The sequence below is a fragment of the Paraburkholderia sediminicola genome (genome assembly GCF_046026675.1).
In the GTDB taxonomy this organism is placed as follows: Bacteria; Pseudomonadota; Gammaproteobacteria; order Burkholderiales; family Burkholderiaceae; genus Paraburkholderia; species Paraburkholderia sediminicola_F.
The window spans coordinates 3889869-3913108 of record NZ_JAQQEY010000002.1; the positions used below are offsets into that span (position 1 = coordinate 3889869).

Annotated in this window: 28 protein-coding genes; 19 read left to right on the forward strand and 9 right to left on the reverse strand. The window is 60.9% G+C overall.

The window, feature by feature from the left end; all coding sequences use genetic code 11:
• Positions 1-42 precede the first annotated feature (42 nt).
• Complete coding sequence (locus PQQ86_RS37125; protein ID WP_408278786.1) at positions 43-960, reverse strand: transcriptional regulator GcvA; 918 nt, start codon at positions 958-960, stop codon at positions 43-45.
• Positions 961-1057: 97 nt separating this feature from the next.
• On the opposite strand from PQQ86_RS37125, the gene PQQ86_RS37130 reads away from it, so the two are divergent.
• The 3 genes from PQQ86_RS37130 (at position 1058) to PQQ86_RS37140 (ending at position 2963) form a co-directional block, all read left to right on the forward strand.
• Entirely contained in the window at positions 1058-1627 is a 570-nt protein-coding gene (locus PQQ86_RS37130; RefSeq protein ID WP_408279445.1) for a chromate transporter, read from the forward strand.
• A complete protein-coding gene (locus PQQ86_RS37135; protein WP_408278789.1) occupies positions 1624-2154 on the forward strand; it encodes a chromate transporter in 531 nt (176 codons plus the stop codon). Before PQQ86_RS37130 ends, PQQ86_RS37135 begins: the two co-directional genes overlap by 4 nt.
• A gap of 350 nt (positions 2155-2504) precedes the next feature.
• Entirely contained in the window at positions 2505-2963 is a 459-nt protein-coding gene (locus PQQ86_RS37140; protein ID WP_408278792.1) for a hypothetical protein, read from the forward strand.
• A gap of 113 nt (positions 2964-3076) precedes the next feature.
• On the opposite strand, the gene PQQ86_RS37145 is transcribed toward PQQ86_RS37140, so the two are convergent.
• Together PQQ86_RS37145 and PQQ86_RS37150 are read right to left on the reverse strand one after the other, a co-directional pair.
• Complete coding sequence (locus tag PQQ86_RS37145; RefSeq protein WP_408278795.1) at positions 3077-3502, reverse strand: hypothetical protein; 426 nt, start codon at positions 3500-3502, stop codon at positions 3077-3079.
• A complete protein-coding gene (locus PQQ86_RS37150; RefSeq protein WP_408278798.1) occupies positions 3481-4233 on the reverse strand; it encodes a hypothetical protein in 753 nt (250 codons plus the stop codon). Before PQQ86_RS37150 ends, PQQ86_RS37145 begins: the two co-directional genes overlap by 22 nt.
• A 676-nt stretch (positions 4234-4909) precedes the next feature.
• On the opposite strand from PQQ86_RS37150, the gene PQQ86_RS37155 reads away from it, so the two are divergent.
• The gene (locus PQQ86_RS37155; RefSeq protein WP_408278801.1) at positions 4910-5491 is read left to right on the forward strand and encodes a hypothetical protein; all 582 of its coding nucleotides are present in this window, start codon (positions 4910-4912) and stop codon (positions 5489-5491) included.
• 92 nt (positions 5492-5583) lie between these two features.
• Here PQQ86_RS37155 and PQQ86_RS37160 read toward each other — a convergent pair whose 3' ends face one another.
• Complete coding sequence (locus tag PQQ86_RS37160; protein WP_408278804.1) at positions 5584-7110, reverse strand: AMP nucleosidase; 1527 nt, start codon at positions 7108-7110, stop codon at positions 5584-5586.
• Between the two features lie 200 nt (positions 7111-7310).
• On the opposite strand from PQQ86_RS37160, the gene PQQ86_RS37165 reads away from it, so the two are divergent.
• The 7 genes from PQQ86_RS37165 to PQQ86_RS37195 all read left to right on the forward strand — a co-directional run bounded on the left by PQQ86_RS37165 (position 7311) and on the right by PQQ86_RS37195 (position 13010).
• A complete protein-coding gene (locus PQQ86_RS37165) occupies positions 7311-7706 on the forward strand; it encodes a hypothetical protein (RefSeq protein ID WP_408278807.1) in 396 nt (131 codons plus the stop codon).
• Between the two features lie 295 nt (positions 7707-8001).
• Complete coding sequence (locus PQQ86_RS37170) at positions 8002-8997, forward strand: homoserine kinase (RefSeq protein WP_408278809.1); 996 nt, start codon at positions 8002-8004, stop codon at positions 8995-8997.
• Positions 8988-9794, forward strand: a complete 807-nt coding sequence (locus PQQ86_RS37175; RefSeq protein WP_093634984.1) for a BPSS1780 family membrane protein — start codon at positions 8988-8990, stop codon at positions 9792-9794. Before PQQ86_RS37170 ends, PQQ86_RS37175 begins: the two co-directional genes overlap by 10 nt.
• Before the next feature lie 169 nt (positions 9795-9963).
• On the forward strand, positions 9964-10416 hold the full coding sequence (locus PQQ86_RS37180) for a MarR family winged helix-turn-helix transcriptional regulator (RefSeq protein ID WP_054034820.1): 453 nt from the start codon (positions 9964-9966) through the stop codon (positions 10414-10416).
• Between the two features lie 172 nt (positions 10417-10588).
• Positions 10589-11008: an organic hydroperoxide resistance protein gene (locus tag PQQ86_RS37185; protein WP_054034819.1), complete on the forward strand. Its 420-nt coding sequence runs from the start codon at positions 10589-10591 to the stop codon at positions 11006-11008.
• Between the two features lie 298 nt (positions 11009-11306).
• The gene (locus PQQ86_RS37190) at positions 11307-12806 is read left to right on the forward strand and encodes a cryptochrome/photolyase family protein (protein WP_408278814.1); all 1500 of its coding nucleotides are present in this window, start codon (positions 11307-11309) and stop codon (positions 12804-12806) included.
• An 81-nt stretch (positions 12807-12887) separates the two neighbouring features.
• Positions 12888-13010, forward strand: a complete 123-nt coding sequence (locus PQQ86_RS37195; protein ID WP_408278820.1) for a tryptophan-rich sensory protein — start codon at positions 12888-12890, stop codon at positions 13008-13010.
• Positions 13011-13121: 111 nt separating this feature from the next.
• Here the strand turns inward: PQQ86_RS37195 and PQQ86_RS37200 are convergent, their stop codons facing one another.
• Both PQQ86_RS37200 and PQQ86_RS37205 read right to left on the reverse strand, forming a co-directional pair.
• Positions 13122-13298 (reverse strand): DUF3563 family protein, encoded by a 177-nt coding sequence (locus PQQ86_RS37200; protein WP_408278823.1) that lies wholly within the window; start codon positions 13296-13298, stop codon positions 13122-13124.
• A 107-nt stretch (positions 13299-13405) separates the two neighbouring features.
• On the reverse strand, positions 13406-14602 hold the full coding sequence (locus PQQ86_RS37205; RefSeq protein WP_408278826.1) for an extracellular catalytic domain type 1 short-chain-length polyhydroxyalkanoate depolymerase: 1197 nt from the start codon (positions 14600-14602) through the stop codon (positions 13406-13408).
• Positions 14603-14966: 364 nt separating this feature from the next.
• Between PQQ86_RS37205 and PQQ86_RS37210 the strand changes: the two genes are divergently transcribed.
• From PQQ86_RS37210 to PQQ86_RS37225, 4 genes are all read left to right on the forward strand, one after another.
• The gene (locus PQQ86_RS37210; protein ID WP_408278829.1) at positions 14967-15668 is read left to right on the forward strand and encodes a phosphatase PAP2 family protein; all 702 of its coding nucleotides are present in this window, start codon (positions 14967-14969) and stop codon (positions 15666-15668) included.
• A gap of 175 nt (positions 15669-15843) precedes the next feature.
• Positions 15844-16617: a molybdate ABC transporter substrate-binding protein gene (gene modA / locus PQQ86_RS37215; RefSeq protein WP_408278832.1), complete on the forward strand. Its 774-nt coding sequence runs from the start codon at positions 15844-15846 to the stop codon at positions 16615-16617.
• A gap of 18 nt (positions 16618-16635) precedes the next feature.
• Positions 16636-17310: a molybdate ABC transporter permease subunit gene (modB, locus tag PQQ86_RS37220; RefSeq protein ID WP_408278835.1), complete on the forward strand. Its 675-nt coding sequence runs from the start codon at positions 16636-16638 to the stop codon at positions 17308-17310.
• A gap of 1 nt (position 17311) precedes the next feature.
• Positions 17312-18013, forward strand: coding sequence for a sulfate/molybdate ABC transporter ATP-binding protein (locus tag PQQ86_RS37225; RefSeq protein ID WP_408278838.1), 702 nt, complete (start codon positions 17312-17314; stop codon positions 18011-18013).
• A gap of 20 nt (positions 18014-18033) precedes the next feature.
• Here PQQ86_RS37225 and PQQ86_RS37230 read toward each other — a convergent pair whose 3' ends face one another.
• Positions 18034-18870, reverse strand: coding sequence for a TOBE domain-containing protein (locus tag PQQ86_RS37230; protein ID WP_408278840.1), 837 nt, complete (start codon positions 18868-18870; stop codon positions 18034-18036).
• A 132-nt stretch (positions 18871-19002) separates the two neighbouring features.
• Positions 19003-19386, reverse strand: coding sequence for a tautomerase family protein (locus tag PQQ86_RS37235; RefSeq protein WP_408278843.1), 384 nt, complete (start codon positions 19384-19386; stop codon positions 19003-19005).
• Between the two features lie 100 nt (positions 19387-19486).
• Between PQQ86_RS37235 and PQQ86_RS37240 the strand changes: the two genes are divergently transcribed.
• A complete protein-coding gene (locus tag PQQ86_RS37240; RefSeq protein WP_408278846.1) occupies positions 19487-20338 on the forward strand; it encodes a LysR family transcriptional regulator in 852 nt (283 codons plus the stop codon).
• 89 nt (positions 20339-20427) lie between these two features.
• Positions 20428-21351: an HTH-type transcriptional regulator ArgP gene (locus PQQ86_RS37245; RefSeq protein WP_408278849.1), complete on the forward strand. Its 924-nt coding sequence runs from the start codon at positions 20428-20430 to the stop codon at positions 21349-21351.
• A 13-nt stretch (positions 21352-21364) separates the two neighbouring features.
• Here PQQ86_RS37245 and PQQ86_RS37250 read toward each other — a convergent pair whose 3' ends face one another.
• Complete coding sequence (locus PQQ86_RS37250; protein WP_408278850.1) at positions 21365-21973, reverse strand: hypothetical protein; 609 nt, start codon at positions 21971-21973, stop codon at positions 21365-21367.
• 112 nt (positions 21974-22085) lie between these two features.
• Between PQQ86_RS37250 and PQQ86_RS37255 the strand changes: the two genes are divergently transcribed.
• Together PQQ86_RS37255 and PQQ86_RS37260 are read left to right on the forward strand one after the other, a co-directional pair.
• A complete protein-coding gene (locus PQQ86_RS37255; protein ID WP_054034811.1) occupies positions 22086-22523 on the forward strand; it encodes an MbcA/ParS/Xre antitoxin family protein in 438 nt (145 codons plus the stop codon).
• The gene (locus tag PQQ86_RS37260; protein ID WP_408278854.1) at positions 22520-23221 is read left to right on the forward strand and encodes an RES family NAD+ phosphorylase; all 702 of its coding nucleotides are present in this window, start codon (positions 22520-22522) and stop codon (positions 23219-23221) included. The genes PQQ86_RS37255 and PQQ86_RS37260 overlap by 4 nt, the downstream gene beginning before the upstream one ends.
• The last annotated feature ends 19 nt before the right edge of the window (positions 23222-23240 follow it).

The window sequence follows — 23240 nt, forward strand, 5'->3', positions numbered from 1 at the left end:
CTGACGTTCAATGCGTATTGAGCAGAGCAACGCACGCGGGTTCTAACGGGCGGCCTCCAGGTCGCTCGCTTCCGCTACATCGGTCTGATCGCCCTGCGCTTGCAGCCATTCGCAGAACTGCGCCACTAGCTGCGCCTGCGCGACCTCCCGCCTCGCCACCCACCAATAGCCGCGTGCATCGATACGCGGACCGGCCAACGGCACGACGAGCCGTCCCGATGCCAGCTCATCCGCCAGCAAAGGCAACGGGCCGAGCGCAACGCCGAGCCCATCCACCGCAGCCTGCAAGGCCAGATAGAAGTGATCGAACGACTGCTTCTTCCGGCATGTCGCCGTGACGCCTGCCGCCAATAACCAGTTGCCCCACGCATCGGGCCGCGTGTCCGAATGCAGCAGCACGTGCTTCGCGAGATCGTCGGCCGCGTTGATCGGTGAGCGTTGCAGGAGCGCGGGACTGCACACCGGGATCTCGCTCTCGCCAAGAAAATGGCCGCTCACGCAGTTGGGCCAATGCGCCGGCCCGCGCCGCACGGCGACGTCGAAGCCGTCCAGTGTTTCGACCGGTGCGTTTGAAGTCGATAGGCGCAACTCCACATTCGGCACCTTGCGCTGGAATTGATGAAGCCGCGGCAGCAGCCACTTCATTGCGAAGGTCGGCAGCGCATTCACCCTTAAAACGTGAACAACACCCGTATCGCGCAGTTGATCCGTAGCAAGCGCGATGCTGTCGAACGCGGCCTGGACGGTGGCCAGATAGCGGCGACCGTCGTCGGTCAGGCGCACGCGCTTGCCGCGGCGATGAAACACCTGCACGCCGAGCCATGTTTCAAAAGCCGCGATTTGCCGGCTAATTGCACCGTGCGTCACATGCAATTCGTTCGCCGCAGCGGTGAAGCTTTCATGCCGCGCGGCAGCTTCGAAGGCACGTAGCGCCGGAAAAGGAGGAAGATTGCGAGCCATGCTTGTGATTCTAGATCACAAAGGCGCGCTCAAAAATCGTTTTGCCCAGCGCTGGTTCGGCGCTAACCTCCAGAGCTTGAACTGGAAGCTTAACGATATGGATCACGATCTCACCTCAGCCAGGGCCGACCGGGCGCCCACGCCCACATTGCGGGAAATTTTTGGCGGCTTTCTCGGCCTCGGGCTGATCTCGTTCGGCGGCGCACTGCCGCTGGCGCGGCGCGCCCTGGTCGAGCAACGGCGCTGGCTGACCGGCGCGGAATTCGCCGACTTGCTGGGCCTGTGCCAATTCCTGCCGGGCGGCAATGTCATCAATCTTTCAGTAGCGATCGGGATGCGCTTTCGCGGCGTGCCGGGTGCGCTGGCAGGCTTGCTCGGCTTGATCGCGGGGCCGTCGCTGGTGGTGATCGGGCTTGGCGTGCTGTACGAACATACGCAAAACGACCCACACGTTCGCCATCTGTTTGCCGGCCTCGCTGCAGCGGCGTCTGGTCTGCTGATCTCGATGGCCGTAAAAATCCTTCTGCCGTTGCGGGATAAACCGATGGCCGCGCTTATCGCGGCGCTCGGCTTCATCGCGATCGCCATCATGCGCCTGCCGCTTCTGCCTACGATGCTGGTGCTCACGCCACTCAGCATCTACATCGCGTCGAGGGCCGCACGATGAACGACACGCTCATTTCTCTTGCCATCATTTTCAGTCAGCTTTCGCTACTGGCGTTCGGTGGCGGCAACACGATTCTTCCGGAGATGCAGCGTCAGGTGGTGGATGTGCATCACTGGATGCCGGCCAGCGAATTCAGCGCGCTGTTCGCGCTCGCGCAAGCGGCGCCGGGACCCAATCTGATGATTGTCACGCTGGTCGGTTGGCACGTGGCGGGTTGGGCGGGGATGCTGGTGACTTCAGTGGCGAAGTTCGGACCTTCGTCGCTCGTGACGATTCTTGCGCTGCATGCGTGGGATCGGTTCAAGGACCGTCCGTGGCGGCGTTACGCGCAAATGGGACTAGTGCCGGTGACGGCAGGCATCGTCGCGGCGAGTGCGTCCCTGATCGCCGAAGCGTCGAACCCGACGGTGATTGCTTGGGCAATCTGCGCATTTACCGCTGTGCTGGCGTTGAAGACGCGCATTCATCCGCTGTGGCTGCTGGCGGCGGGGAGCTTGATCGGGCTGACGGGGTTTGGGCAGTTTTGAAACCCTCTCGGGGGCACCCCACAGCGTTACTCTCGCAAGCAAGCCTCTTTCGGACTCCAGCGGAGACTGAAGGATGCGAATCACGCGGTCTAGCCGTTCACGGAAACGACCAGCAAGCCACCGCGCGAGGAGACAGAATAGGTCGCTCGCTAAACTGCGGAATGCAGCCTCACTCGACGCGCCACCAAATTGGCGTGATGACGTGCCTAGCGCACAGAATTCCTGCAAACATAGCAGATCGAGAAACGCATTGACCAAAAGCAATGTAGTGGCAAAAAACCATACGGTCAGTGTCTCGGGATTACGGAGGACAGCTATGCTTATAGATTCAGTTACTGCACCATCTGCATATGACCTACCATGCCATTATTGTCAAACTTGAAAACATCGGCGGGATAGTCGTCGACAAAGACAAATATGGCAGGAGAACAATCGGAACAGCCTTTAATGTCACAGTTGCGGGAAAACGTCAGTACGCCGTACAAATGCGCGGTGCGCCTCAACTTGAAAACGGCATGGTCGTGACGGCAGTACTGCGCGACACGGATAACTGGCAAACACTGGTGGGATGGTTAAACCACTCCACGGGCGAGATTTGCGGCGTCGATTCTCCCGAGATTTCCTTCTGGTGGGTTGTGGCCGGTATCCTGATGTCAACCCTGCTTTACCTTAAATGGATAAACGAATCTCACAGCGGCGACACTAGTGCGCGAGTCGTAGTTTGGACTATCGCGGTTCTAGCGATAAACGCCTGGTCGCTGTTCTCCTGGCGGAGGTCGGTGAAGGTCTTCAGGTTGCTGAAACCCTAAATGCCTGGATAATTTCAACGTCACTGGATGACCGTGGCGAAAATTTCTTCCATCACTTACCGCGCAATGCGATAAGTGATGGAAAAATAGAAAGGCCGATTATTCGGCATTCGTTAAAGCCACTGCAAACCGTCGCCGGTGGCAGTCGTTTCGATCCAATCTTTCACCGCCTTGCGCCGCAATATGAACAGCGCGCCGAGTCGGAGCCACACACTAAGGGTAATTAGCACGATAGCCCACAATCCCAATGCTTGCAAATACGGGTGGCCAAATATTGCCCATACAAGACCAAAGGCCCCGATCCACTTAAGCAGATCGTAAGCCCATCTCCGTCTCTTTATTCCATACACAAGCGCCAAGGGATTCGCCACGAGACTTGCGAACACGGCCAGACACCCCTCCCAAGGCAAGAAACCAGATTGAAGTAAGCCAATCTCCACCCAAGCCTCGCACAGGAAGGCGAGAAAGAATCCAACAAGTAAAACCCAAATACAACGCGGCATTACTTTCATAGCCATCAGAATTTTACGTTTTTGCAATAATCCATTCCACTAACTATATCGCTCCAACCCTGCTCTACACTTAGATATCTGCAGTAGTTTTCTTTGTATTGATCCTCGTTGACTGGCGTGAAGCTACCTGGGACGGGGGTCGCCATAGGCATCAAGCCTTTACCTGAAACACCCTTATCGCTCAGACAAATGAACAACCCCTTTTGTGTCAATATTTCGTCATATGACGCCAGGATGTATCCGCTTCCAGTTTGGAGACTTGACCAATACAGCGATGCACTAGCAACCGACACAGGTTGCGAAATTTGCAGCAAGTTTGACATATAATTACCCAACCATATTGTTGCAGAGTTTATATATGGTTGAAAGGCGGATTGCAAGTCGGCGGCGAGGACAAGTCCGCTGATTATTGCTGCAGCGCCAGGACCGATTTCAGCCAAAACAAGCACAGTAAATGCGATTGCTCCAGCGGCACTGATAATGGTCAGCACATCGCCTGTTTGGACCTTTTTGTCCGGATTTTTCCAGTCTGTCACAACCCTTACTAATGCAGACGTCGCATTCATTAGGTTTGCCTGAATACGTATCGGCTTCAACATCGGAGTGACATTTGTTATGGTCGCAACGACGTTGGTGCCGTTCTGCATCACTGACAGCGAGTCATTCGAGCTATTTGCTGCGGACATAAACGTCTGAAAAGTAGTCATCGAATTTGAACCGTTTTCGATGAACTGAAACGCCATTTCTGCTTTTGCCATTTTATTCAGCCTTTGACTCTGTGTTCCACGGGGCAATTGAATTCACTGAGGAACTGACGGACGGCGCGACAGACGGACTCGATCCGACAATATAGCGATAATAGAACTGTGTATTACCTGCTTTGGGCACGTACACCGTCTGGGCGATAAATGATTTTGTCTTTGTGAGAATGATCGGCAGGACATCAATAATCTGCGAGAATCCTTTATCCGTCGCCACCTGGAGACTCGCTGCAATATCACTATTCGGGTCCTCAAAATTTATGATGCGCACCCAGAATACCCACGCCCCGTCGTCGCGCCTCAGTGCAGTCGCACCGTTTGTTAACACATATCCGCGCAGCGAAGTGGCTGTAATTTGGGGGGGATGGTAGGGTCGCCTTTGCGATTTGATATGTGATGCCAATAAGAGACAATGCACTTGTTCGCAAAAATAATCGCCTTGTAGTCATCGTGTTTTATTTAGTTTGGTGGGTGTCGCCGTTTGTGAATGTAGCTTTCACTACATTTAAAATCTATCGTCACCGACGATGTGATTGACATCAGATAATTCCGAAAAATGACGGTTATCGCGATGGATAGCAGAGCGATTGAATGAGACGTTACAGATGGTGAAAAAACACCTTGTAAGCTCTGTTGAACGCGTGTGTACTCAGACTTCTTTGGCCGAGAAGAAATGACGCAAGATGGCGCGTTCAGTATCGAAGAGGTGTCTGGAGATTTGCGCGATCTGCGCAGCCTCACGCCGGCTCATGACCTGACGGAAGTGCTGGTGGTGGCGCTGTGTGCAATTCTGTCGAGCGCCGATAGCGGGGTAACGGTCCAGACATGCGCTGAAGCGAAGCTGGAGCACGCATTTGCTCCCCGCGTCGGCCGATCAGGTTGTAACTCTCGACTGCAAGTCGGTGCGCGGCGCAGCGTGTGCGTCACCTGGTATCGGCCAACGGCAATGGCTTGGACGTGGTACTGGGACAGGTACGCACGGCAAACAAAAGCAACAGGATCACGGCGATCCCCGAGTTGTTCGACCTTCCAATGGGATTTCCTTCCGAGCGCCGAAATCAGCATGCACTCGGTACTCGACATGATCTTTGACGAAAACCGGTGCTGCGTGAGAGTCGAGAATACGGCTCAGAGCTTCCCCAATCTGTGCCGTATCGCCTTGGATCTGCTCACGCGCGATACAAGACCAAGCGCAGAACTGAAAATGCGTCGCCTCAAGGCCCGCGCCAACGATCGATGTCGCGCCACAGCCTGATCGGCGTGTGAGTTTCATGCGATTGACCTAACGCACTCCTCCATACGGCCGATCTGTTCGCAGTCGTATTCCGCGAAGCCGACGCATACCCATTACTGAAACGCCACTTCCGCAAAGCTGCGCAACTTACGGCTATGCAAACGATGCAAACCATTCATCCGCAACAACTCCATCGCCTTCACACCGATCTGCAGATGCTGGTCGACCTGCGCGCGATAGAACTGATCCGCCATGCCGGGCAGCTTCAATTCGCCATGCAACGGCTTGTCCGACACGCATAGCAAGGTGCCGTAAGGCACGCGGAAACGGAACCCGTTGGCGGCGATCGTCGCGCTTTCCATATCGAGCGCGACCGCGCGGCTTTGCGACAGCCGCTGCACCGGCTCACGGTGATCGCGCAACTCCCAGTTGCGGTTATCGACACTCGCCACCGTGCCCGTGCGCATCACGCGCTTCAACTCGACGCCGTCCAGTTGCGTGACCTGCGCGACCGCGCGTTCCAACGCCACCTGCACTTCGGCAAGCGCAGGAATCGGCACCCACAGCGGCAAATCGTCGTCGAGCACGTGATCTTCGCGCACATAGCCATGCGCCAGCACATAGTCGCCCAAACGCTGCGTATTGCGCAGACCCGCGCAGTGGCCGAGCATGATCCACGCATGCGGCCGCAGCACGGCAACGTGGTCCGTGATCGTCTTCGCGTTCGACGGCCCAACACCGATGTTGACCATCGTGATGCCGCTGCCGTCGGCACGCTTCAGGTGGTACGCGGGCATCTGCGGCAGACGCGGCGGCGCCGTGCCTTCCTGCACCTGCTCGCCGAGATTCTCGTTGTACGTGATCACGTCGCCCGGTTCGACGAACGACGTGTATTCGCTGCGATAGGCGCGCAGTTCTTCGTCGTCGGTATGGGCCATCATCGTGCGGCCGAGTTTGACGAACTCGTCGATATAGAACTGGTAGTTGGTGTACAGCACGTAGTTCTGGCAATGCGTGGGCGAGGTCGCCGTGTAGTGCTTCAGCCGATGCAGCGAGAAATCCACCCGCGCCGCCGTAAACAGCGCGAGCGGATGCGGCTCGCCCGGCAGCGGCTCATACGTGCCGTTGACGATGCGGTCGTCGAGCAGCGCGAGGTCCGGCGTATCGAACACGTCTCGCATCAGGAACAGGCGCTCGCGATCCAGATCGCCCTCGAGATGGATGCCTTCGGCGAAGGCAAAGTGAATCGGAATCGGGTGGTCGGATACACCAACTTCGATCTTCACGTGATGGTTCTTCGCGAGCAGGCGCAATTGCTCGCGATAGTAGTTGCCGAACAGATCCGGCCGTGTGACTGTGGTCTCGAACACGCCCGGGCCCGCAACGAAACCGTACGAGCGCCGCGAATCGATATGCGTGTTGACTTCGGTGCGGACTCTGACGAACGGATAGCAGGCACGCACCCGGCGTTCGAACAGTTCGTTCCGGCGATAGCGCGCGAAGGCGTCGCGCAGGAACGAGGTGTTCGCTTCGTAGATCGCCGACAGACGCGTGACGGCCTCGGTCGCGTCGTCAAAGGATTCGGTTGGGAAGCTGTTGGCGGGAGTCTGCACCGCGCGTTGATTAGTATCGTTGTTCATCTTCATTCGCCCCTATTGATGAGATGACATTACCACGGAACCCGCGATCGCCAAATGACCTCGCCGCGCCTACCACAACTGCCGCAACAGCGGCCGCAAGATTGCGCGCACGTCGCGCGAAAGCGGCGCAAAATAAGGCGATCGCGCCCGTAGGCAAGGCTGGATTTGCTAGAATCGGGGCACCATATTGGAGAATCACCATGAAGCCGTTCCTTCCCGTCGCCGTTGCACTGGCCCTCGCCTTTGGCAACGCGGCGATGGCTGCCCAGCCTGTCGATGACACTCCGCCCGCCGGCGCGCCCCAGTCCGCCAATGAACGGGCCGGTCTGCCTGACCTGGAGAAGATCAATCGTCCGGCCGCCGAGGTCAGCTCGAAGGTCGAAATCAACGTCCCGCGCACGCCGAGCTTCTACGAACGCAGCGCCAACGGCACCGAAATCACCGAATACCGCGACAAAGGCAAGCCCGTTGAAATCAACGTGCATTCGAATCTCGGCACGCGCTATCAGATGAGCGCACCGCTGGACACGTCGCCTACCGTGCGCGACAACGGCCGCGCGAGCACACGTTTGCCGTCGGTGAATCTGACTTATTGATGGTTGCCGGGGCGGCGGCGTGACGTAAGCCGCTCCCGGATCTGCGCGGCCCGCGGGCGTCGCCTCGGGCTTTTAGCCTGCTTGCCGATTTTCAGCACCGCCTGCAGCATGGCGATACCGCGTTGAATTGTCACAGCGCTAGCGACCCTGACGGGTGGCCAGGATTGGCAGGCAAGATTCGCTGCCTGATTGACCTTGACCGCGTAACCTTGACCGCGCTTTCAGCAACGCATTTGCCACATCTCGTACTGGTCGCCTCGCGCCAGCCTGACTAACCTGATCCGACGTTTCCCGCATGGCTGTCTTCACCGCTGTCACCGAACCCCAACTAGCAGAATGGATGCGTCACTACGATCTCGGCGAAGTCGTCGAGTTTCGCGGCATCCCGTCCGGTATTGAGAACAGCAACTTCTTTCTGACGACGACGCGCGGCGAATACGTCCTCACGATTTTCGAAAAGCTGACGGCCGAACAACTGCCGTTCTATCTCGATCTGATGCAGCATCTGGCCGCGCACCGCGTGCCGGTGCCGGATCCCATGCCGCGCGAAGACGGCGCGCTGTTCGGCACGCTGCACGGCAAGCCCGCCGCCATTGTGACCAAGCTCGAAGGCGCGCCGGAGTTGGCGCCGCAGGTCGAGCACTGCGTTGAGGTCGGGCAAATGCTCGCGCGCATGCATCTGGCGGGGCGCGACTACGCGCGCTATCAGCCGAATCTGCGCAGCCTGCCGTGGTGGCAGGAAACTGTGCCGACCGTCCTGCCGTTTCTCGCCGGCGCGCAGCGCGATCTGCTGTCGTCCGAACTGGCGCATCAGGAGGCTTTCTTCGCGTCGACGGATTACGCCCGGTTGCCCGAAGGCCCCTGCCACGCCGACCTGTTCCGCGACAACGCGCTGTTCGCGCATGCAGCGCCGGGAACCGGCCACGAGGTGCGCCTGGGCGGCTTCTTCGACTTCTATTTCGCCGGCTGCGACAAGTGGCTGTTCGACGTCGCGGTAACGGTCAACGACTGGTGCGTCGACCTCGCCACCGGCAAGCTCGACGAGGCCCGCACCGAAGCCATGCTGCGCGCCTACCAGACCGTGCGCCCGTTCACCATCGAAGAAAATCGTCATTGGGGCGATATGCTGCGTGCCGGCGCTTACCGCTTCTGGGTCTCGCGCCTGTATGATTTTCATTTGCCGCGCGCGGCCGAGTTACTCAAACCGCACGATCCCGGTCATTTCGAGCGCATTCTGCGCGAACGCCTGTCCGGCGTTGCTCTTCCAGGCATTCATACCTCATGCAACTGATCGAAGTCCCCGCGAAAACCGGCTATGTCTGGTTCCGGCAGGGTATCTGGCTGTTCCGCAAGAACCCGCTCGCGTTTCTGACGCTGTTCTTCACCTATCTGCTGGTCATGACGCTGGCGGCGCAGATTCCGGTCGTCGGCGGCGTGCTGCCGCTGGTCTTCATTCCGGGTGTCGCCGTCGGCTTCATGGCGGCGTGCCGCAACACCATCGCGGGCAAGCCGGTGTTCCCGACCATTCTGGTGGACGGCTTTCACTCGTACGGCCCCGCGGTCGCCAAACGTCTGCTGGCGCTGGGCGTGCTGTACGTCGTCGCGATGGCGCTGGTGCTGGCCGGCTCGGCGCTCGCCGACGGCGGCATGCTGCTGAAAGTCATGCTCGGCATGGCTACGATGGATCAGGACGCGATCGCCAACAGCAATATCCCGCTGGCGGTGATCGCCGCGTTCGCGTTCTACATTCCCGTCGCGATGATTTTCTGGTTCTCGCCGGTTCTTATCGCGTGGCACGACGTGCCACCCGTCAAGGCAATGTTCTTCAGCATCGTCAGTTGCTGGCGCAATCGCGGCGCGTTCATCGTATTCGGCGCATTGTGGTTCGCGGTGGCGACCACCGTCTCGTTCGGCTTGTCCGCGCTGATGCAGGCGCTGGGCGCGGGCGACTTCGCGTTCGCGATCCTGATGCCCGCCACGATGATCGTCACGACCATGCTGTATTGCTCGTTCTATGCGACCTATCGCGGCTGCTTCGGCGTGCAAACGCCTGAAGCACCGGACCTGCCGACCACGCCGGCGGCTTGAGCGCCGGCTAGGCTGTCGTCAAGCACGGGCGCTTTTTCGGCGCCCGTGTGGTTTCAATCCGGCGCACTGCCCACTTTCGCCTGGACGCGCTCAGCATCTCGCCTCGACTTGCGGCACAATGGTTTGCGCGCAATCGATTTGCACGCTCCTTTTTTACGCGAGATGCAATATGACCCAGCGCCCCGCTTTGCCCTTCACGCTCGACGAGCAACTCTGCTTCGCCCTCTACTCGACTTCGCTTGCGATGACGAAGGCGTACAAACCGCTGCTCGACAAACTCGGCCTGACGTACCCGCAATACCTGACGATGCTCGTGCTATGGGAAGCCGACGACGTCACGGTGAAAGACATGGCCGCGCGCCTGAATCTCGACTCGGCGACGGTCACGCCCCTGCTCAAGCGCCTCGAGGCGCAGGGCTACCTGGAACGGGTACGCGGTGTCGAAGATGAGCGGCTCGTCTATATCCGGCTCACCAAAGCGGGCACCGCTCTGAAGCGTCAGGCACGCGAAGTGCCGGCGGAAATCTTCTGCGCAACCCAGCAGACGCCGGAATTCCTGCTCCGTCTGCGTGACGATCTGACGCGCCTGCGCACCACGCTCAACGATTACATGGACCACTAGCCGGCCTGTTTCAAAAGGCACGCTATCGGAGCGATACAAAAATTAGTTTGCACACAAATGATTTGTGTACTATCTTTATCACATGCCGCTTCGATAGCGCTCCGCCAGAAAGGCGGCCAAACAGCGGCAAGCATGCAAATCATCCTGACAACCCAGATTTAGGAGCAGCACAATGAACATCCTTTACAAAGCAAGCGCAACCAGCACCGGTGGCCGTGACGGCCGTGCAGTATCGTCGGACAATGCGTTGGACGTGAAGCTGGCGGCACCGCGTGAACTGGGCGGCACGGGCGCAGCTGGTACCAACCCGGAACAACTCTTTGCAGCCGGCTACTCGGCGTGTTTCCTGAGCGCGATGAAGTTCATCGCCGGTCAGCGCAAGCAGGCTTTGCCGGCTGACACGCAAGTCACGGCAGAAGTGGGGATCGGCCCGAACGACAATGGCGGCTTCGCGCTCGACATCGATCTGCGCGTCTCGTTGCCGGGCCTCGCTGCAGATGCAGCCAAGGAACTGGTCGACGCAGCGCATCAGGTCTGCCCGTACTCGAACGCCACGCGCAACAACGTAGCCGTGCGCCTGCAAGTCGCGTAAGCTCCGGCGGCTTGAACGAATTGCCAATGAGTTGACGCGTGCGGCACAACCGCGCCGTCATGAACAACGCCCGTACCCTGCAAACCAGGGGCGGGCGTTGTGCCGTTTTGCCGCGCAACATGCATTCGCGGACGCGGCACGCAATGTGCGGCATCGATCCGACCGATCACCTGCCGTCACGCGACTTCGCCGGTAGCTCTGAAAGTAAACGCGCAGTTCAGTAATATCGTCGCTGGCAGCTGATCATTGCGCCGGTCGATGCCTGGCCGCGCAGCCCGTTACCCGACCCACGTTGCCAATGACACGTCTTCGGCGCCTGAACGACACCTTCGATACCGGCCTTGTCTGGTTTCGCCGCGACCTGCGCAGCACGGACAACGCCGCGCTCTACTACGCGCTCAAGCATTGCGCGCGCGTCTGGTGCGCGTTCGTATTCGACACGACGATCCTGCAACCGCTGAGCGAAGCCTGGCAAACTCGCCATCCGGACACGCAGCCACAGGACCGCCGCGTCGAGTTCATTCTTGCTGCATTGCGCGAATTGGACGAGGCGTTGCGCGCCAAAGGTGGCGGGCTCATCGTGCTCTACGGCGATCCGGTCGATCTCGTGCCCAGGCTCGCCAACGAACTCAGCGTGGATGCGCTATTCACGAATCACGATTACGAGCCGGTCGCGATCGAGCGTGACGAGACGGTGCACGAGAGGCTTGTCGAGGCAGGACGCCAATGGCTGACGTTTAAAGACCAGGTGATTTTCGAGCGCGATGAGGTGCTGACAGGCCAGAACAAACCGTTCACAGTGTTCACGCCCTATAAGAACGCATGGCTCAAGCAGCTGACAGCCTTCGATCTGAAACCGTATCCGGTCGAGACCTACACGGAGCATCTCGCAGCACTGCCGCCCAGGCTGGACCGTCAGTTGCCGACGCTCGATCACCTCGGCTTCGCACCGAGCAATCTTGCGGAGCTCAACTTGCCCACCGGCATGAACGGCGCGCAACGCCTGCTCGACGAGTTCATGACCCGCATAGACAGCTATAGGGACCGGCGCGACTTTCCCGCAGTCAAAGGCCCGAGCTACCTGTCGATGCATCTGCGCTTCGGCACTGTCTCGATCCGCACGCTCGCGCGGCTCGCACACGAAATGTCACTGCGGGCGGACGGGCAAGGCTCGGCCACGTGGCTGTCGGAGCTGATCTGGCGGGATTTTTACTTCATGATTCTCTCGCATCATCCAAAACTGGCAGACGGTGCGTCGTTCAAGGAAGAGTATGACCGGCTGCGCTGGGAGCAAGGCCCGGAAGCAGACGAGGCGTTCGCCGCATGGTGCGATGGCCGCACGGGCTATCCGCTGGTCGACGCCGCGATGCTGCAACTGAACCGCACCGGTTACATGCACAACCGCTTGCGGATGGTGACGGCGAGTTTTCTGGTGAAGGATCTGGGCATCGACTGGCGACGCGGCGAGCACTACTTCGCCGAACAACTGAACGATTTCGATTTCGCGGCGAATAACGGCGGCTGGCAATGGGCGGCATCGACGGGATGCGACGCGCAACCGTATTTCCGGATCTTCAATCCGATCACGCAATCCGAAAAGTTCGACGCCGAAGGGCGCTTTATCAGACGCTACCTGCCCCAGCTTGCGAAACTGCCGGCCAAATGGATTCACGCGCCGTGGCTGGCAGGTGCGGATCGGCTCGCGGAATTTGATGTGATATTGGGCAAGGATTATCCCGCCCCGATCGTCGACCATGCCGACGTGCGGCAGCGTACGCTTGCCCGTTTCGGCAAGTAAGTGCCCGCTCACTTTGATTTGATCAGGAACGTCTGGCGAAGACCGAGAGATGCGCCGTTTGCGGTCGCAGCTCGTGTTCTAGTGCTGCTCGCCGCACCGACGCTTGCATTCTGGCAACGGAACCGCTGGGCTGGCGAACTGATCAAGCCCCAGGTAGCCTGGGTGGCATTTACCGCGGTGTTGAATCACGCGCTGTGCAATTGAATCCGGCTGTTTAAGGTGTTTGAGCCCTTCCAATAGCTCACAACAGCTTGGGCGCCCTACCCCAAACATCGGCGTTCTTCATTACGCGCCGATGCTTCAAACTCGCACCGCTTAGTGCTGGCTCATCCACGCCGGATGACGCGCAGTCGACTCGCGGTCCAGCTTGCGCATACGGAATTCCAGATCGTAAAGATCGGTTGCCTCTGCGAGGAAGGCGTCAGCGCGTTCTTTCGCGAGTTGATCGGGCGATTTGGTCAAGAACAGAAACAGGCGGCTAAGCAGGTACATGGTCAACCTCGACAATGAGTTTAGGCGTTAATGCCTAAGGGATAACCCGTATTATAGGGAAAACCCTAGGAACACGCCAACACTCATTTCGAAGTGTTGCTCCAATGTCACCGCCCGCCCGCCGAAGCTTCTGTGACGGTGCTTTCAGCGATACGGCCGGTGCCGGTGCGGCGTTGGTGCCTGAAAAATTCCCACACCATAGCGCTTGCGTCCGGACCTTTGGCGGAATGGAAAGGTACGGCGTCATCGCCGCCACTCCAGGCGTGCGCGAGCCCCTGGACACGGCACAGCCGCACCACGCGCCGGCCGCCGCGCAGGTAGTCGCGCATTACTACGCCACCTTTGCGTTCTTCCTTCACTTCGCCGGATTTGCGGGCGCCTCTCTCGTCGACCATCCGGTTCAGACGGAGAAACTGCACCGCCAGCTGGTCCGCATTGACCGGCGCGACCACATGGTCGGTGTCACCGTGGAGGATGATGGCCGGCATCCCGGGGTATTCAGCCACGTTAACGAGTTCGTCGACCAGCTCGGCAGGCTCGCGACGCGCGCCGCGCCGCATCACGTCCATCGCCGCAATGCCGGAGCGAGCCTCGCCGAAAGCGGGGCCGGAATGCAGCGCGACCGCCGCGAATCGTTCCGGGTAGTCGGCGGCCAGAAGCGCCGTCAGGCCCGCCCCGGCAGAGATCCCGGCGACATAGACCCGCTCGCCGTCGAAGCCGTGCTGGGCAACCAGCGAATCCACCAGCGAGACGACCGCACGCGCCTCAGCACCGCCGGCGCTGTCGCTGGCGTCGTACCAATGCCAGCAGCGATGGGAATGCACATGCTTCGACTGTTCCGGATAAACCACGGCAAAACCGAACCGGTCGGCGAGCACGTTCATCCGCGTGCCTTCTGCGAATTCGTCAATCGACTGGGTGCAGCCGTGCAGCATCACGACCAGCGGCATCGCCTCGTGCGCATGGCCGGTCGGGATGTACAGCCCGTACTGAAGGTGGTTGACGAGCCGCCCAGGCGTGATAGGCGCCGAATGGAACGAGCGCGTCCATGAACCGCTCGCCCACGCCGACGCGCGCGGACGAACCCGCGATTCCCGCGGAGCAGCACGCGGCGCCTCACGTTTCGCGGATGCGCGCAGCGCGGCCACCGGCTTGACGGGGCGGACCTTGGCTGAAGGTTTGGTGGTGGCGGCGCGTGCCGGCCTCGTGGGGGCGCGCTTGGTCGTTGCGTGAGCGTGCTCGGTTTGAATCGCGAGCAGCCGCTTAAGACCGCGCAGCCAGATTTTCGACAGACTTTTTGCCATCGGCGGGTAACCTCGCAAAAAGGGACAGGTGCCGTTCGATCGAACGACGCTTTGTTGTGCAATGCACAATAACACCAATCCTCATGCGATGCTGACGGCCTTGGCCTCTGCCGGATACCGAATTTTCCGCCCGGCGAACCTTGCAGCAGCACCAACGTCAAATCATGGCAAAGCTTGTTCGCTAGCCAACGCCCGCCACAAAAAGCCTGATGCGTGGCGAATCCCGCCCGCAGCACCCGTCTATACTGGCGGGTAAATAATGTCTGCAGACGCCTTTGTCGCGTCGGCGATTCGTGCCGTTCGCGCGTTAAACCGTTAAACCATTACCAACCCGATTCTACGCGGCCTTGGTCGCGCTTTTGCCATGCCCGATTTACCAGCCCATCTGTGGTACTCGATCACAAGCCTCGGCGGCGCCGGCATGACGCTGCCGCTCGCGTTCGCCATCGCACTTTGGCTGGCGGTCGGCTACACGTGGCGCATGGCGGCTGGCTGGTTGCTGCTGCTTGGCGCGGCCATCGGCGTTGTGACCGTGACCAAGCTGGCCTTCCTGGGATGGGGCGTCGGCGTGCGCGAGCTGGATTTCACTGGCGTCAGCGGTCACGCCATGCTGTCTACCGCCGTCTATCCGGTCGCGCTGTTCCTGATGCTGCTGCCGGCGCGCCCGGCAATTCGTCTGCTTGGCGTCTTATTGGGCCTGGCCGCGGGCATTGCGGTCGGCTTGTCGCGCGTCGTGCTGAGCGCTCACTCACCGTCTGAAGCCGTGACCGGCTGCCTGGTCGGCGCGCTGGCGGCACTGTTCTTCGTGCGCATGGCGTGGCATGCCGAGCCGGGCCGGTTGTCAGCGGCGCCCGTCGCCGCGAGTCTGATGATCCTCGCGCTGCTGATGCACGGTGTGCACGTGCCGACGCAGCGCTGGGTCACGCATATCGCGCTGAAGGTGTCCGGCCATGACCGGCCGTTTATCCGCGCCAAGTGGCGGGCAGTGCGCGACGTACGTCCCGCCACGGCGCCGTTATCGCAGACGCTCAACACGCTGACGCCGCCGCTCTCGCCGGACGTCTGAAGCACATTCAATCGATTTCCTGTTCAGCAACTGAAGCCCACACCTGCCGATCCGCAGCCTGCGGGCCGCGTTATGCGCGCAACTGAATAATCGTCATGGGTACCGCTATAACCTTTCATATATTACGATGGCGTTTTAACCCGCCGCTCCGGCCCACGCCGGACATCCAGCCTTCATGACACTGTCCCGCCGCCTTGTGAAACATGCGCTGTTCATCGCCAGCGCCGTCTCCGTTGCCGTTAGCGCCAACGCACGTGCCGACGAACTGGTGGTTTCGGCCGCCGCCAGCCTCACCAACGCGTTCAAAGCGGTTAGCGAGGTCTTCGAACAGCAGCACCCCGGCACCAAGGTGCTGTTGAACTTCGGCGCGTCCGACGTGCTGATGCAGCAAATCGTCAAGGGTGCGCCCGCCGACGTGTTCGCCTCCGCCGATCAGAAAGCGATGGACAAGGCCGCGGCGGAAAAAGTGATCGTTCCGGCCACGCGCAAGGACTTTGCCGCCAACTCGCTGGTACTGATCGTGCCGACCGACAGCCATTTCGCGCCGGCCTCGCTGAACGATCTGACGTCGGCGAATGTGAAGCATGTGGCTTACGGTGATCCGGCCTCGGTACCGGTTGGCCGCTATACGCAAGGCGCGCTGCAAGCCGCGGGCGTGTGGGACGCGGTCAGCGCGAAGGCCGTGCTGGCATCGAACGTACGCCAGAGCCTCGACTACGTGTCGCGCGGTGAAGTCGACGCCGGCTTCGTGTTCAGCACCGATGCCGCAGTCATGCCGGACAAGGTCAAGGTCGCGATGAACGTGCCGACGCAAACGCCGATCACCTATCCGATCGCGCAAGTCGAAGGCAGCCGTCACGCGGCCGACGCGCAAGCCTTCATGAACTTTGTGCTCTCGCCGGCCGGCCAGGCCGTGCTCGCGAAGTACGGCTTCAAGCCTGCGCATTAACCTGGGTACCGCACGCACATGCAACAGGCCTGGATTCCGCTCCTGCTGTCACTGAAAGTGGCGGGCTGGGCCACCGCGCTCAATCTGGTGTTCGGCGTCGCGGCCGGTTTCGGTTTGTCGCGCTGGCGCTCCGGTGCGCGCGATGTGATCGATTCGCTGCTCATGCTGCCGCTCGTGATGCCGCCCACCGTGCTCGGCTACTACCTGCTGGTCCTGCTCGGACGGCGCGGCGTGATCGGCGGGTGGCTCGACAAGCTTGATATCCAGTTGGTGTTTACCTGGCAGGGCGCGGTGATCGCGTCGACGGTGGTGGCGTTTCCGCTCGTGCTGAAGTCAGCGCGCGCCGCCTTCGAATCCGTCGATCCGCAACTCGAGCGGGCCGCGCGCACACTCGGCGTCAGCGAAACGGCGGTCTTCTTTCGCGTGACACTGCCGCTCGCCGCGCGCGGCATTCTCGCGGGCGGTCTACTGGCGTTTGCGCGGGCGCTCGGCGAATTCGGCGCGACGCTGATGATCGCGGGCAACTTGCCCGGACGCACGCAGACGCTTTCGGTTGCGGTCTATTCAGCCGTGCAGGCCGGCGACGACAGTACCGCCAATTTTCTCGTGCTCGTGACTTCGGTGACGTGTGTCGTGATCCTGTTGCTCGCGGGCCGTCTGGTGCCGCAGCACACGCTTCTGACGTCCCGCTGATATGCCGCTCGCCGTCGACATCCGCAAGACCTTCGAGAGCGCCGAGCGCCATTTCACGCTCGACGTCTCGTTCAAGGCAACCACGCAGCGCGTCGTGCTGTTCGGGCCGTCGGGGGCGGGGAAGAGTTTGACGCTACAGGCCATCGCCGGCTTGTTGCGCCCCGACGAAGGGACAATCACGCTGCACGGCAACGCTTTATTCGACAGCGCGCGCGGCGTCGATCAGAAACCGCAGGCACGCAAGATTGCATATCTGTTTCAGGACTATGCGCTGTTTCCGCATCTGAACGTGCGGCAGAACATCGGCTTCGGGTTGCAGCAGGGTTGGCTCAATCCGCGCGCGCGAATCTCGCACCCGCAAGTCGATTACTGGCTCGACGCGCTCGAATTGAAAAGCGTGGCAGGTAATCATCCGGCGCAGCTTTCGGGTGGACAGAAGCAGCGCGTGGCGCTGGCGCGGGCGCTGGTCGCTGAGCCTCGCTTGCTGTTGCTGGACGAACCGTTTTCCGCACTCGATAGCGCGCTGCGTCAGCGCATGCGGAGCGAGCTGTCGGACCTGCAGACGCGGCTCGATATTCCGATGGTGTTGATTACGCACGATCCCGACGATGTCGCCGCGTTCGGCGATCAGGTCGTGCAGGTCAGCGATGGTTGTGTGCGCGAGAACCATCCGTTTGCTGGGTACGAGCGCAGCGTGCCATAACGTCAGCGTCCTTGGCTCACTCAATCCTTCACGCCAAGAATCACGCTCGACGCCTTGAATACAGCGACCGCGGTCCCGCCTTCCACAAGGCCGAGCGTATCGACGCTTTGATTCGTGACAACCGCGGTAATCACCGCGCCGCCGTCCAATAGCAGCGACACCTCCGCGTTGACCGCCCCACGCTTCACGCTCTGCACCGTGCCGCGCAACTGATTGCGTGCGGATAGCTTCAGCGGCGCACCGCTTTCGTTCTCCACGAGCAGCACTACCCAGGACGCCTTGATCAACGCAAACGCCGCCGCCCCCACCGCGAGGCCCAACGTCTCGGTACTTTCATGTGTGACTACGGCGACGATCGCATGGCCGCCTGGCAGCGCCAGCGACACTTCATCGTTGACCGTCCCGCGCGTGATGGCCGACACCGTGCCATAAAGCTGATTGCGTGCGCTCGTTTTCACGCCGATGCGGCCGATCAGATCCCAATCCGTGGCAAAGCCTTCGATCGCCGCTCCCGCGCGTTCGAGAAAACGCCGATGCTCGCGTTCGACCGCCCGAAACGTATCGATCAGCTTCACAGCGCGCAGCGTGAGCGTCGTGCCGCCACCACCTTTGCCGCCGGTCGAGCGCACGACGAGCGGCTCGCCGGCGAGATTGTTCATCGTGTCAACGGCGTCCCACGCGCCTTTGTAGCTCATGCCGATGGCTTTCGCCGCGCTGGTGATCGAACCAGTTTCGCCGATCGCCGCAAGCAGCGCGATCCGCGACGCGCCGCCGAGCGTTTGCGCGCCTGCCTTAAACCAGACGGAGCCGCCAAGTTCGAGGGCTTCGTGGGACGGATCGATGCGGTCGGATGTCATGGCGGCAGAGTGTCGGTGGGTTATGAAAGGACAGCGAACCATTATAGCGACGCATTGCTGCCTGTCTGGCTCCCCGCGCATTCATTCCCGACCGCCTCAATTACGCGCTGGCCGCTTGAGTTCGTCAGTCACTCAAAGCGCGTACTGCGCGATCCCATTACCGAACGACCAGTTCTCCTTCAGCACTTCGACGAGATTGATGAACACATCCTCTCGTCGCAATCCCGGCGACTCCGCCAGCTCATCCGCCATGCGCTTGTACAGCGCCTTCTTTTGTTCGAGCGTGCGCGTATTGTTAAACGTGATCTGAATCACCACGAGATCGTCGCTGCGTTCGATATTCAGATACTGCTTGTCGTACACAAAATTGCCGGCATCGTGCTCAGTGATAAGCATGAAGATATCGTCTTTCGGCACATTGCACGTCTCCACCAGCGAACGCTGGATGCTGTTCGTCAACGCCTTCCGGTACTCCTCTGACTTGCCGGCGCGCAATGCGATTCGTGTGAGCGGCATGATGAAACTCCTTGGTTGCAGTGATTGGGTAAACACAGCTTAGGCGCGCTCAGTCATAATGAACAGCCATCTTTGGCTATTTCATCCATATTCAACTGAAATGAAAGTCCTCGATCTCGATGCGGTGCGCGCCTTCGTGCTGGTCGCCGATTTGCACAGTTTCACGCGGGCTGCCGACGCGCTCGATACCACGCAATCGGCCGTCAGCCTGAAGCTGAAACGGCTGGAGGCGCATCTCGGCAAGCAGTTAGTGGAACGTACGCCGCGTGTCGTGCGCCTTTCTGCGGATGGCAACGCATTCCTTGGCGCGGCCCGCGATCTGCTGAGCGCACATGAGCGGGCGCTGGGTTCGTTGTCCGTGGAGCGTCGGCGGCTCACGCTGGGGCTGAGCGAGCACGTCGCGGGAACGAACTTGCCGCAGTTGCTCGCGCGGCTCAACGCGCACGATCCGGGTCTGGTGGTCGAATTGCATCTGGGCATGTCCGCGGCACTGCTCGCGCAATTCGATGAACGGCGGCTCGACGCAGTGATCGTTCGCTACGGCGCCGATGAGCCACCGCGTGACGACGCACAGGTGCTGTTCAGCGAGCCGCTCGGCTGGCTCGCTACACCGGAATGGTTGCCGCGCGTCGGCGAGCCGTTAGCGCTGGCGCTGCTGAGTCCGCCGTGTAATGTGCGCGATGTCGCGCTGCACACACTGAATGAAGCGGGGCTTGCATGGCAGGAAGTGTTCGTCGGTGGCGGTGTGGCGGCGGTCGGCGCCGCGGTAGCAGCCGGCCTGGCGGTGTCGCCGCTGGCGCGCAGAGTAGCGCCGCGTGGATTGGTCGATGTCGGCGCACGGCTTGGTTTGCCGCCGCTGCCGGAATCACGCGTGACCCTGCATTCGCGCGTGAGGGATACGCGGTCGATGGAAACGCTGCGGTTGGTGACGAATGGGTTGGCAACGCAATGACAAAACGACTTCTCGCCCTAAACCATGAATAAAGTTCGCCGGCTTTCGCTTAAGCTGAAAAACTAACCATTTCACTTAAAAGTAGATCAGTGGACCTCGACCCCCGACAAACCGCCGCTGTCCGCGCGGTCATCGAAACCGGCAGCTTCGAGCAGGCCGCCGTGCGCCTGAACATCACGTCGTCGGCAGTATCGCAGCGTGTGCGGGCGCTCGAAACGCGCCTCGGCAATCCGCTGATCGTGCGCACGCGCCCGTGTCGCGCGACGCAGATGGGCCAACGTCTGTTGCAATTTCTACGGCGCGCCGCCCTGCTCGAAGACGACTTCGCCAGCGATCTCGCGGGCGCCAACGAAGCGCTACTGAACGTCGCCGCCGCCGTCAACGCGGACACGCTGTCCACATGGTTTTTCCCCGCGCTCTCCGAGATCCTGCTGCAGGAAAACGTGCTGCTCGATCTGACCGTCGATGACCAGGATCACACCCATGCGCTACTCGCCTCAGGCCTCGCAATCGGCTGCATCACCACCGAACCAGCGCCGATGCGCGGTTGTTTCGCTGAACGGCTCGGCGCAATGCGCTACCGGCTGGTGGCGTCGGCGGCGTTCGTCGAGCGATGGTTTCCGAACGGCTTGACGCGTGAAAGCGCGCGGCGCGCGCCGGTGATCCTGTCCTCACGCAAGGACGCGTTGCAGGCGCGCTTTCTCGAGACGCGCTTCGGCCTGCCGCCGGAAGCTTATCCATGCCACTACGTACCCGCGCCGGTGCCGCGCTACATGGCGATCCAGCGTGGCCTCGCCTATGGCATGGTGCCCGAACTGGAATTCGGCGATGCCGTCGAGCGCGGCGAACTGGTCGACCTTGCGCCGAAGCAGCCCACCGACGTCGAGTTGTACTGGCACGCCTGGAAGGTCCAGTCACCACGCCTCGAAAAGCTCTCGGCGCGCATCGTCGAACTCGGCCGCACGGCCTTGGGTCCGCCGGGCGCCAAGGCCAAACGCAAACGCGCCGCCTGAACGGAACAGACGGTCAGCGGAGGATCGGCGGCAACGAACCGCTGCTGGCGGTCGCCGGATTAGCGGGCGCGGCTGCCGCGGGACTCGCCGCTACGTTTGCGGCCTTGGCAGGCGCAGTCGTGTGGACCACGGCCGGTTTGGCCGCGCTGGTTTTCGCCGCCACATTGACCACTTTGGCGTGCGCCGCATGGCCTTGAACCAGGTCGGCGTGCATGATCCGGCCTTGAGCCGGTTTCGCTTGAGCGAGTTTTGCGTGCGGCTTCTTAACCTGCGCCACCACCGCTGCCTTCGACTTGGGTTTGCCCGCGCCCTTCACCGGGCCACTGTGGCCAACCTTCGTGGCCGCGACCTTCTTCACGCTGCCGTGCGCTGCCGGTTTGGCACCACTCTTCGACGCTGACGCAACTCGCTGCGCCCCATGTTGTCCTTTCGCCGCGTGCTTCGAACCCGCCTTCACGCCGGCGGTAGACTTGGCCTTTGCCGCACCCGTCGTTTTCTTTGCGTGCTTCGCCGTATGCCCGGCCGACTCGGGCGGATTCCACACTTCCGCATAACCAGCGGCCATTGCCGCACCCGACACACACCACACTGCAACTGCCGTTGCTACTGCTCGAACCCACATCTCCTGCTTCTCCTGATCTTCGACTTCATAACGAGCCGGGATTATATTCTCTTGCAAAAATCCATTTTTAGACTAATATCAACAATAAGTACAGATAGGGACTCATCCAATCATGGCTCACGCCGCCCGCGTCACCCAGCCCGAACCGCCAATCCGCCGGCCGGTTTCGGAACCCACGCTCACGGAAATGTCGGCGGCAGGCCTGCGCGCGTTCTTCAACATCGCGCGAGACTGGGATTTGAGCGCCGAAGAGCAGATCGTATTGCTCGGCTCGCCGGGGCGCTCCACCTACTTCAAATGGAAATCCGCGCCGGGAACAGCGCGTCTGGGGCGCGACACGCTGGAACGCCTGTCGCTGCTGCTCGGCATCTATAAGGCGCTGCAGATCCTGCTGCCGCAGCCCAGTGCCGCCGACACCTGGATCAAGCGCCCCAACAGCGCGCCGCCGTTCGGCGGCCGCCGCGCGTTGGACCGCATGCTGGCCGGCAACATTAGCGATCTCGTGGCCGTGCGCCAGTATCTCGACGCGATGCGAGGCGGCTGGGCGTGACAGAACCGCATTGGCAGCACCGCTGGCGCAGCGCGCCGCTCGACTGGTCGCCCGCGTATCGCGTGATTCCAACGCGCTTTCCAGCCGTCAATCTGTTCGACCGGGTCGCCTCGCCGGAAGATTTCGACGCTCTCTACGCGCTCGAAGCGATGACCAACGACCGCCTGCGCACCGAAGTCGGCGAACTCGATCTGGTGCCGCGCGAGGAGCGCCGGTTCGGTCCTGGCTATGGGCCGATCATGGCCGCGTTGACACACCTGAATCCACTCGGCAGCCGCTTCTCGGACGGCACGTATGGCGTGTTCTATTGCGCCCGCTCACGTGCCACTGCGATCGCGGAGACGCGCTATCACACGGGGAAATTTCTGGAGGCGACCGCCGAGGCCCCCATGCGGCAGCAGATGCGGCTCTACACCGTCGTGGCGCAAGGCAACGTGGTCGACATCCGCGGCGACGCATCGCTCGACCTCGCGGTGCTGTCGCCCGACGACTATGTCGCCGGACAATCGCTCGGCCGCGCTACGCGCAAGGGCGGTGCGCCGGGCATCGTGTACCCATCGGTGCGGGATGACGAAGGCGAGTGCCTCGCCGCGTTCAGAACCACGCTGCTACGTGACTGCCATCACGCGGCATATCTGGAATACAACTGGAATGGCACGAGCATCGATATGGTTTTCGAGCTCAACCAGGTGGGCTAAGAGCTAAGAAAGTCGAAAC

Coding starts and splice junctions, on each gene's coding strand:
- modB (WP_408278835.1), top strand. CDS start 16,636: ATGCAACAGGCCTGGATTCCGCTCCTGCTGTCACTGAAAGTGGCGGGC.
- PQQ86_RS37175 (WP_093634984.1), top strand. CDS start 8,988: ATGCAACTGATCGAAGTCCCCGCGAAAACCGGCTATGTCTGGTTCCGG.
- PQQ86_RS37135 (WP_408278789.1), top strand. CDS start 1,624: ATGAACGACACGCTCATTTCTCTTGCCATCATTTTCAGTCAGCTTTCG.
- PQQ86_RS37255 (WP_054034811.1), top strand. CDS start 22,086: ATGGCTCACGCCGCCCGCGTCACCCAGCCCGAACCGCCAATCCGCCGG.
- PQQ86_RS37170 (WP_408278809.1), top strand. CDS start 8,002: ATGGCTGTCTTCACCGCTGTCACCGAACCCCAACTAGCAGAATGGATG.
- PQQ86_RS37150 (WP_408278798.1), bottom strand. CDS start 4,233: ATGGCAAAAGCAGAAATGGCGTTTCAGTTCATCGAAAACGGTTCAAAT.
- PQQ86_RS37250 (WP_408278850.1), bottom strand. CDS start 21,973: ATGTGGGTTCGAGCAGTAGCAACGGCAGTTGCAGTGTGGTGTGTGTCG.
- PQQ86_RS37125 (WP_408278786.1), bottom strand. CDS start 960: ATGGCTCGCAATCTTCCTCCTTTTCCGGCGCTACGTGCCTTCGAAGCT.
- PQQ86_RS37240 (WP_408278846.1), top strand. CDS start 19,487: ATGAAAGTCCTCGATCTCGATGCGGTGCGCGCCTTCGTGCTGGTCGCC.
- PQQ86_RS37155 (WP_408278801.1), top strand. CDS start 4,910: ATGACGCAAGATGGCGCGTTCAGTATCGAAGAGGTGTCTGGAGATTTG.
- PQQ86_RS37235 (WP_408278843.1), bottom strand. CDS start 19,386: ATGCCGCTCACACGAATCGCATTGCGCGCCGGCAAGTCAGAGGAGTAC.
- PQQ86_RS37165 (WP_408278807.1), top strand. CDS start 7,311: ATGAAGCCGTTCCTTCCCGTCGCCGTTGCACTGGCCCTCGCCTTTGGC.
- PQQ86_RS37180 (WP_054034820.1), top strand. CDS start 9,964: ATGACCCAGCGCCCCGCTTTGCCCTTCACGCTCGACGAGCAACTCTGC.
- PQQ86_RS37130 (WP_408279445.1), top strand. CDS start 1,058: ATGGATCACGATCTCACCTCAGCCAGGGCCGACCGGGCGCCCACGCCC.
- PQQ86_RS37190 (WP_408278814.1), top strand. CDS start 11,307: ATGACACGTCTTCGGCGCCTGAACGACACCTTCGATACCGGCCTTGTC.
- PQQ86_RS37225 (WP_408278838.1), top strand. CDS start 17,312: ATGCCGCTCGCCGTCGACATCCGCAAGACCTTCGAGAGCGCCGAGCGC.
- PQQ86_RS37200 (WP_408278823.1), bottom strand. CDS start 13,298: ATGTACCTGCTTAGCCGCCTGTTTCTGTTCTTGACCAAATCGCCCGAT.
- PQQ86_RS37160 (WP_408278804.1), bottom strand. CDS start 7,110: ATGAACAACGATACTAATCAACGCGCGGTGCAGACTCCCGCCAACAGC.
- PQQ86_RS37140 (WP_408278792.1), top strand. CDS start 2,505: ATGACCTACCATGCCATTATTGTCAAACTTGAAAACATCGGCGGGATA.
- modA (WP_408278832.1), top strand. CDS start 15,844: ATGACACTGTCCCGCCGCCTTGTGAAACATGCGCTGTTCATCGCCAGC.
- PQQ86_RS37230 (WP_408278840.1), bottom strand. CDS start 18,870: ATGACATCCGACCGCATCGATCCGTCCCACGAAGCCCTCGAACTTGGC.
- PQQ86_RS37210 (WP_408278829.1), top strand. CDS start 14,967: ATGCCCGATTTACCAGCCCATCTGTGGTACTCGATCACAAGCCTCGGC.
- PQQ86_RS37185 (WP_054034819.1), top strand. CDS start 10,589: ATGAACATCCTTTACAAAGCAAGCGCAACCAGCACCGGTGGCCGTGAC.
- PQQ86_RS37205 (WP_408278826.1), bottom strand. CDS start 14,602: ATGGCAAAAAGTCTGTCGAAAATCTGGCTGCGCGGTCTTAAGCGGCTG.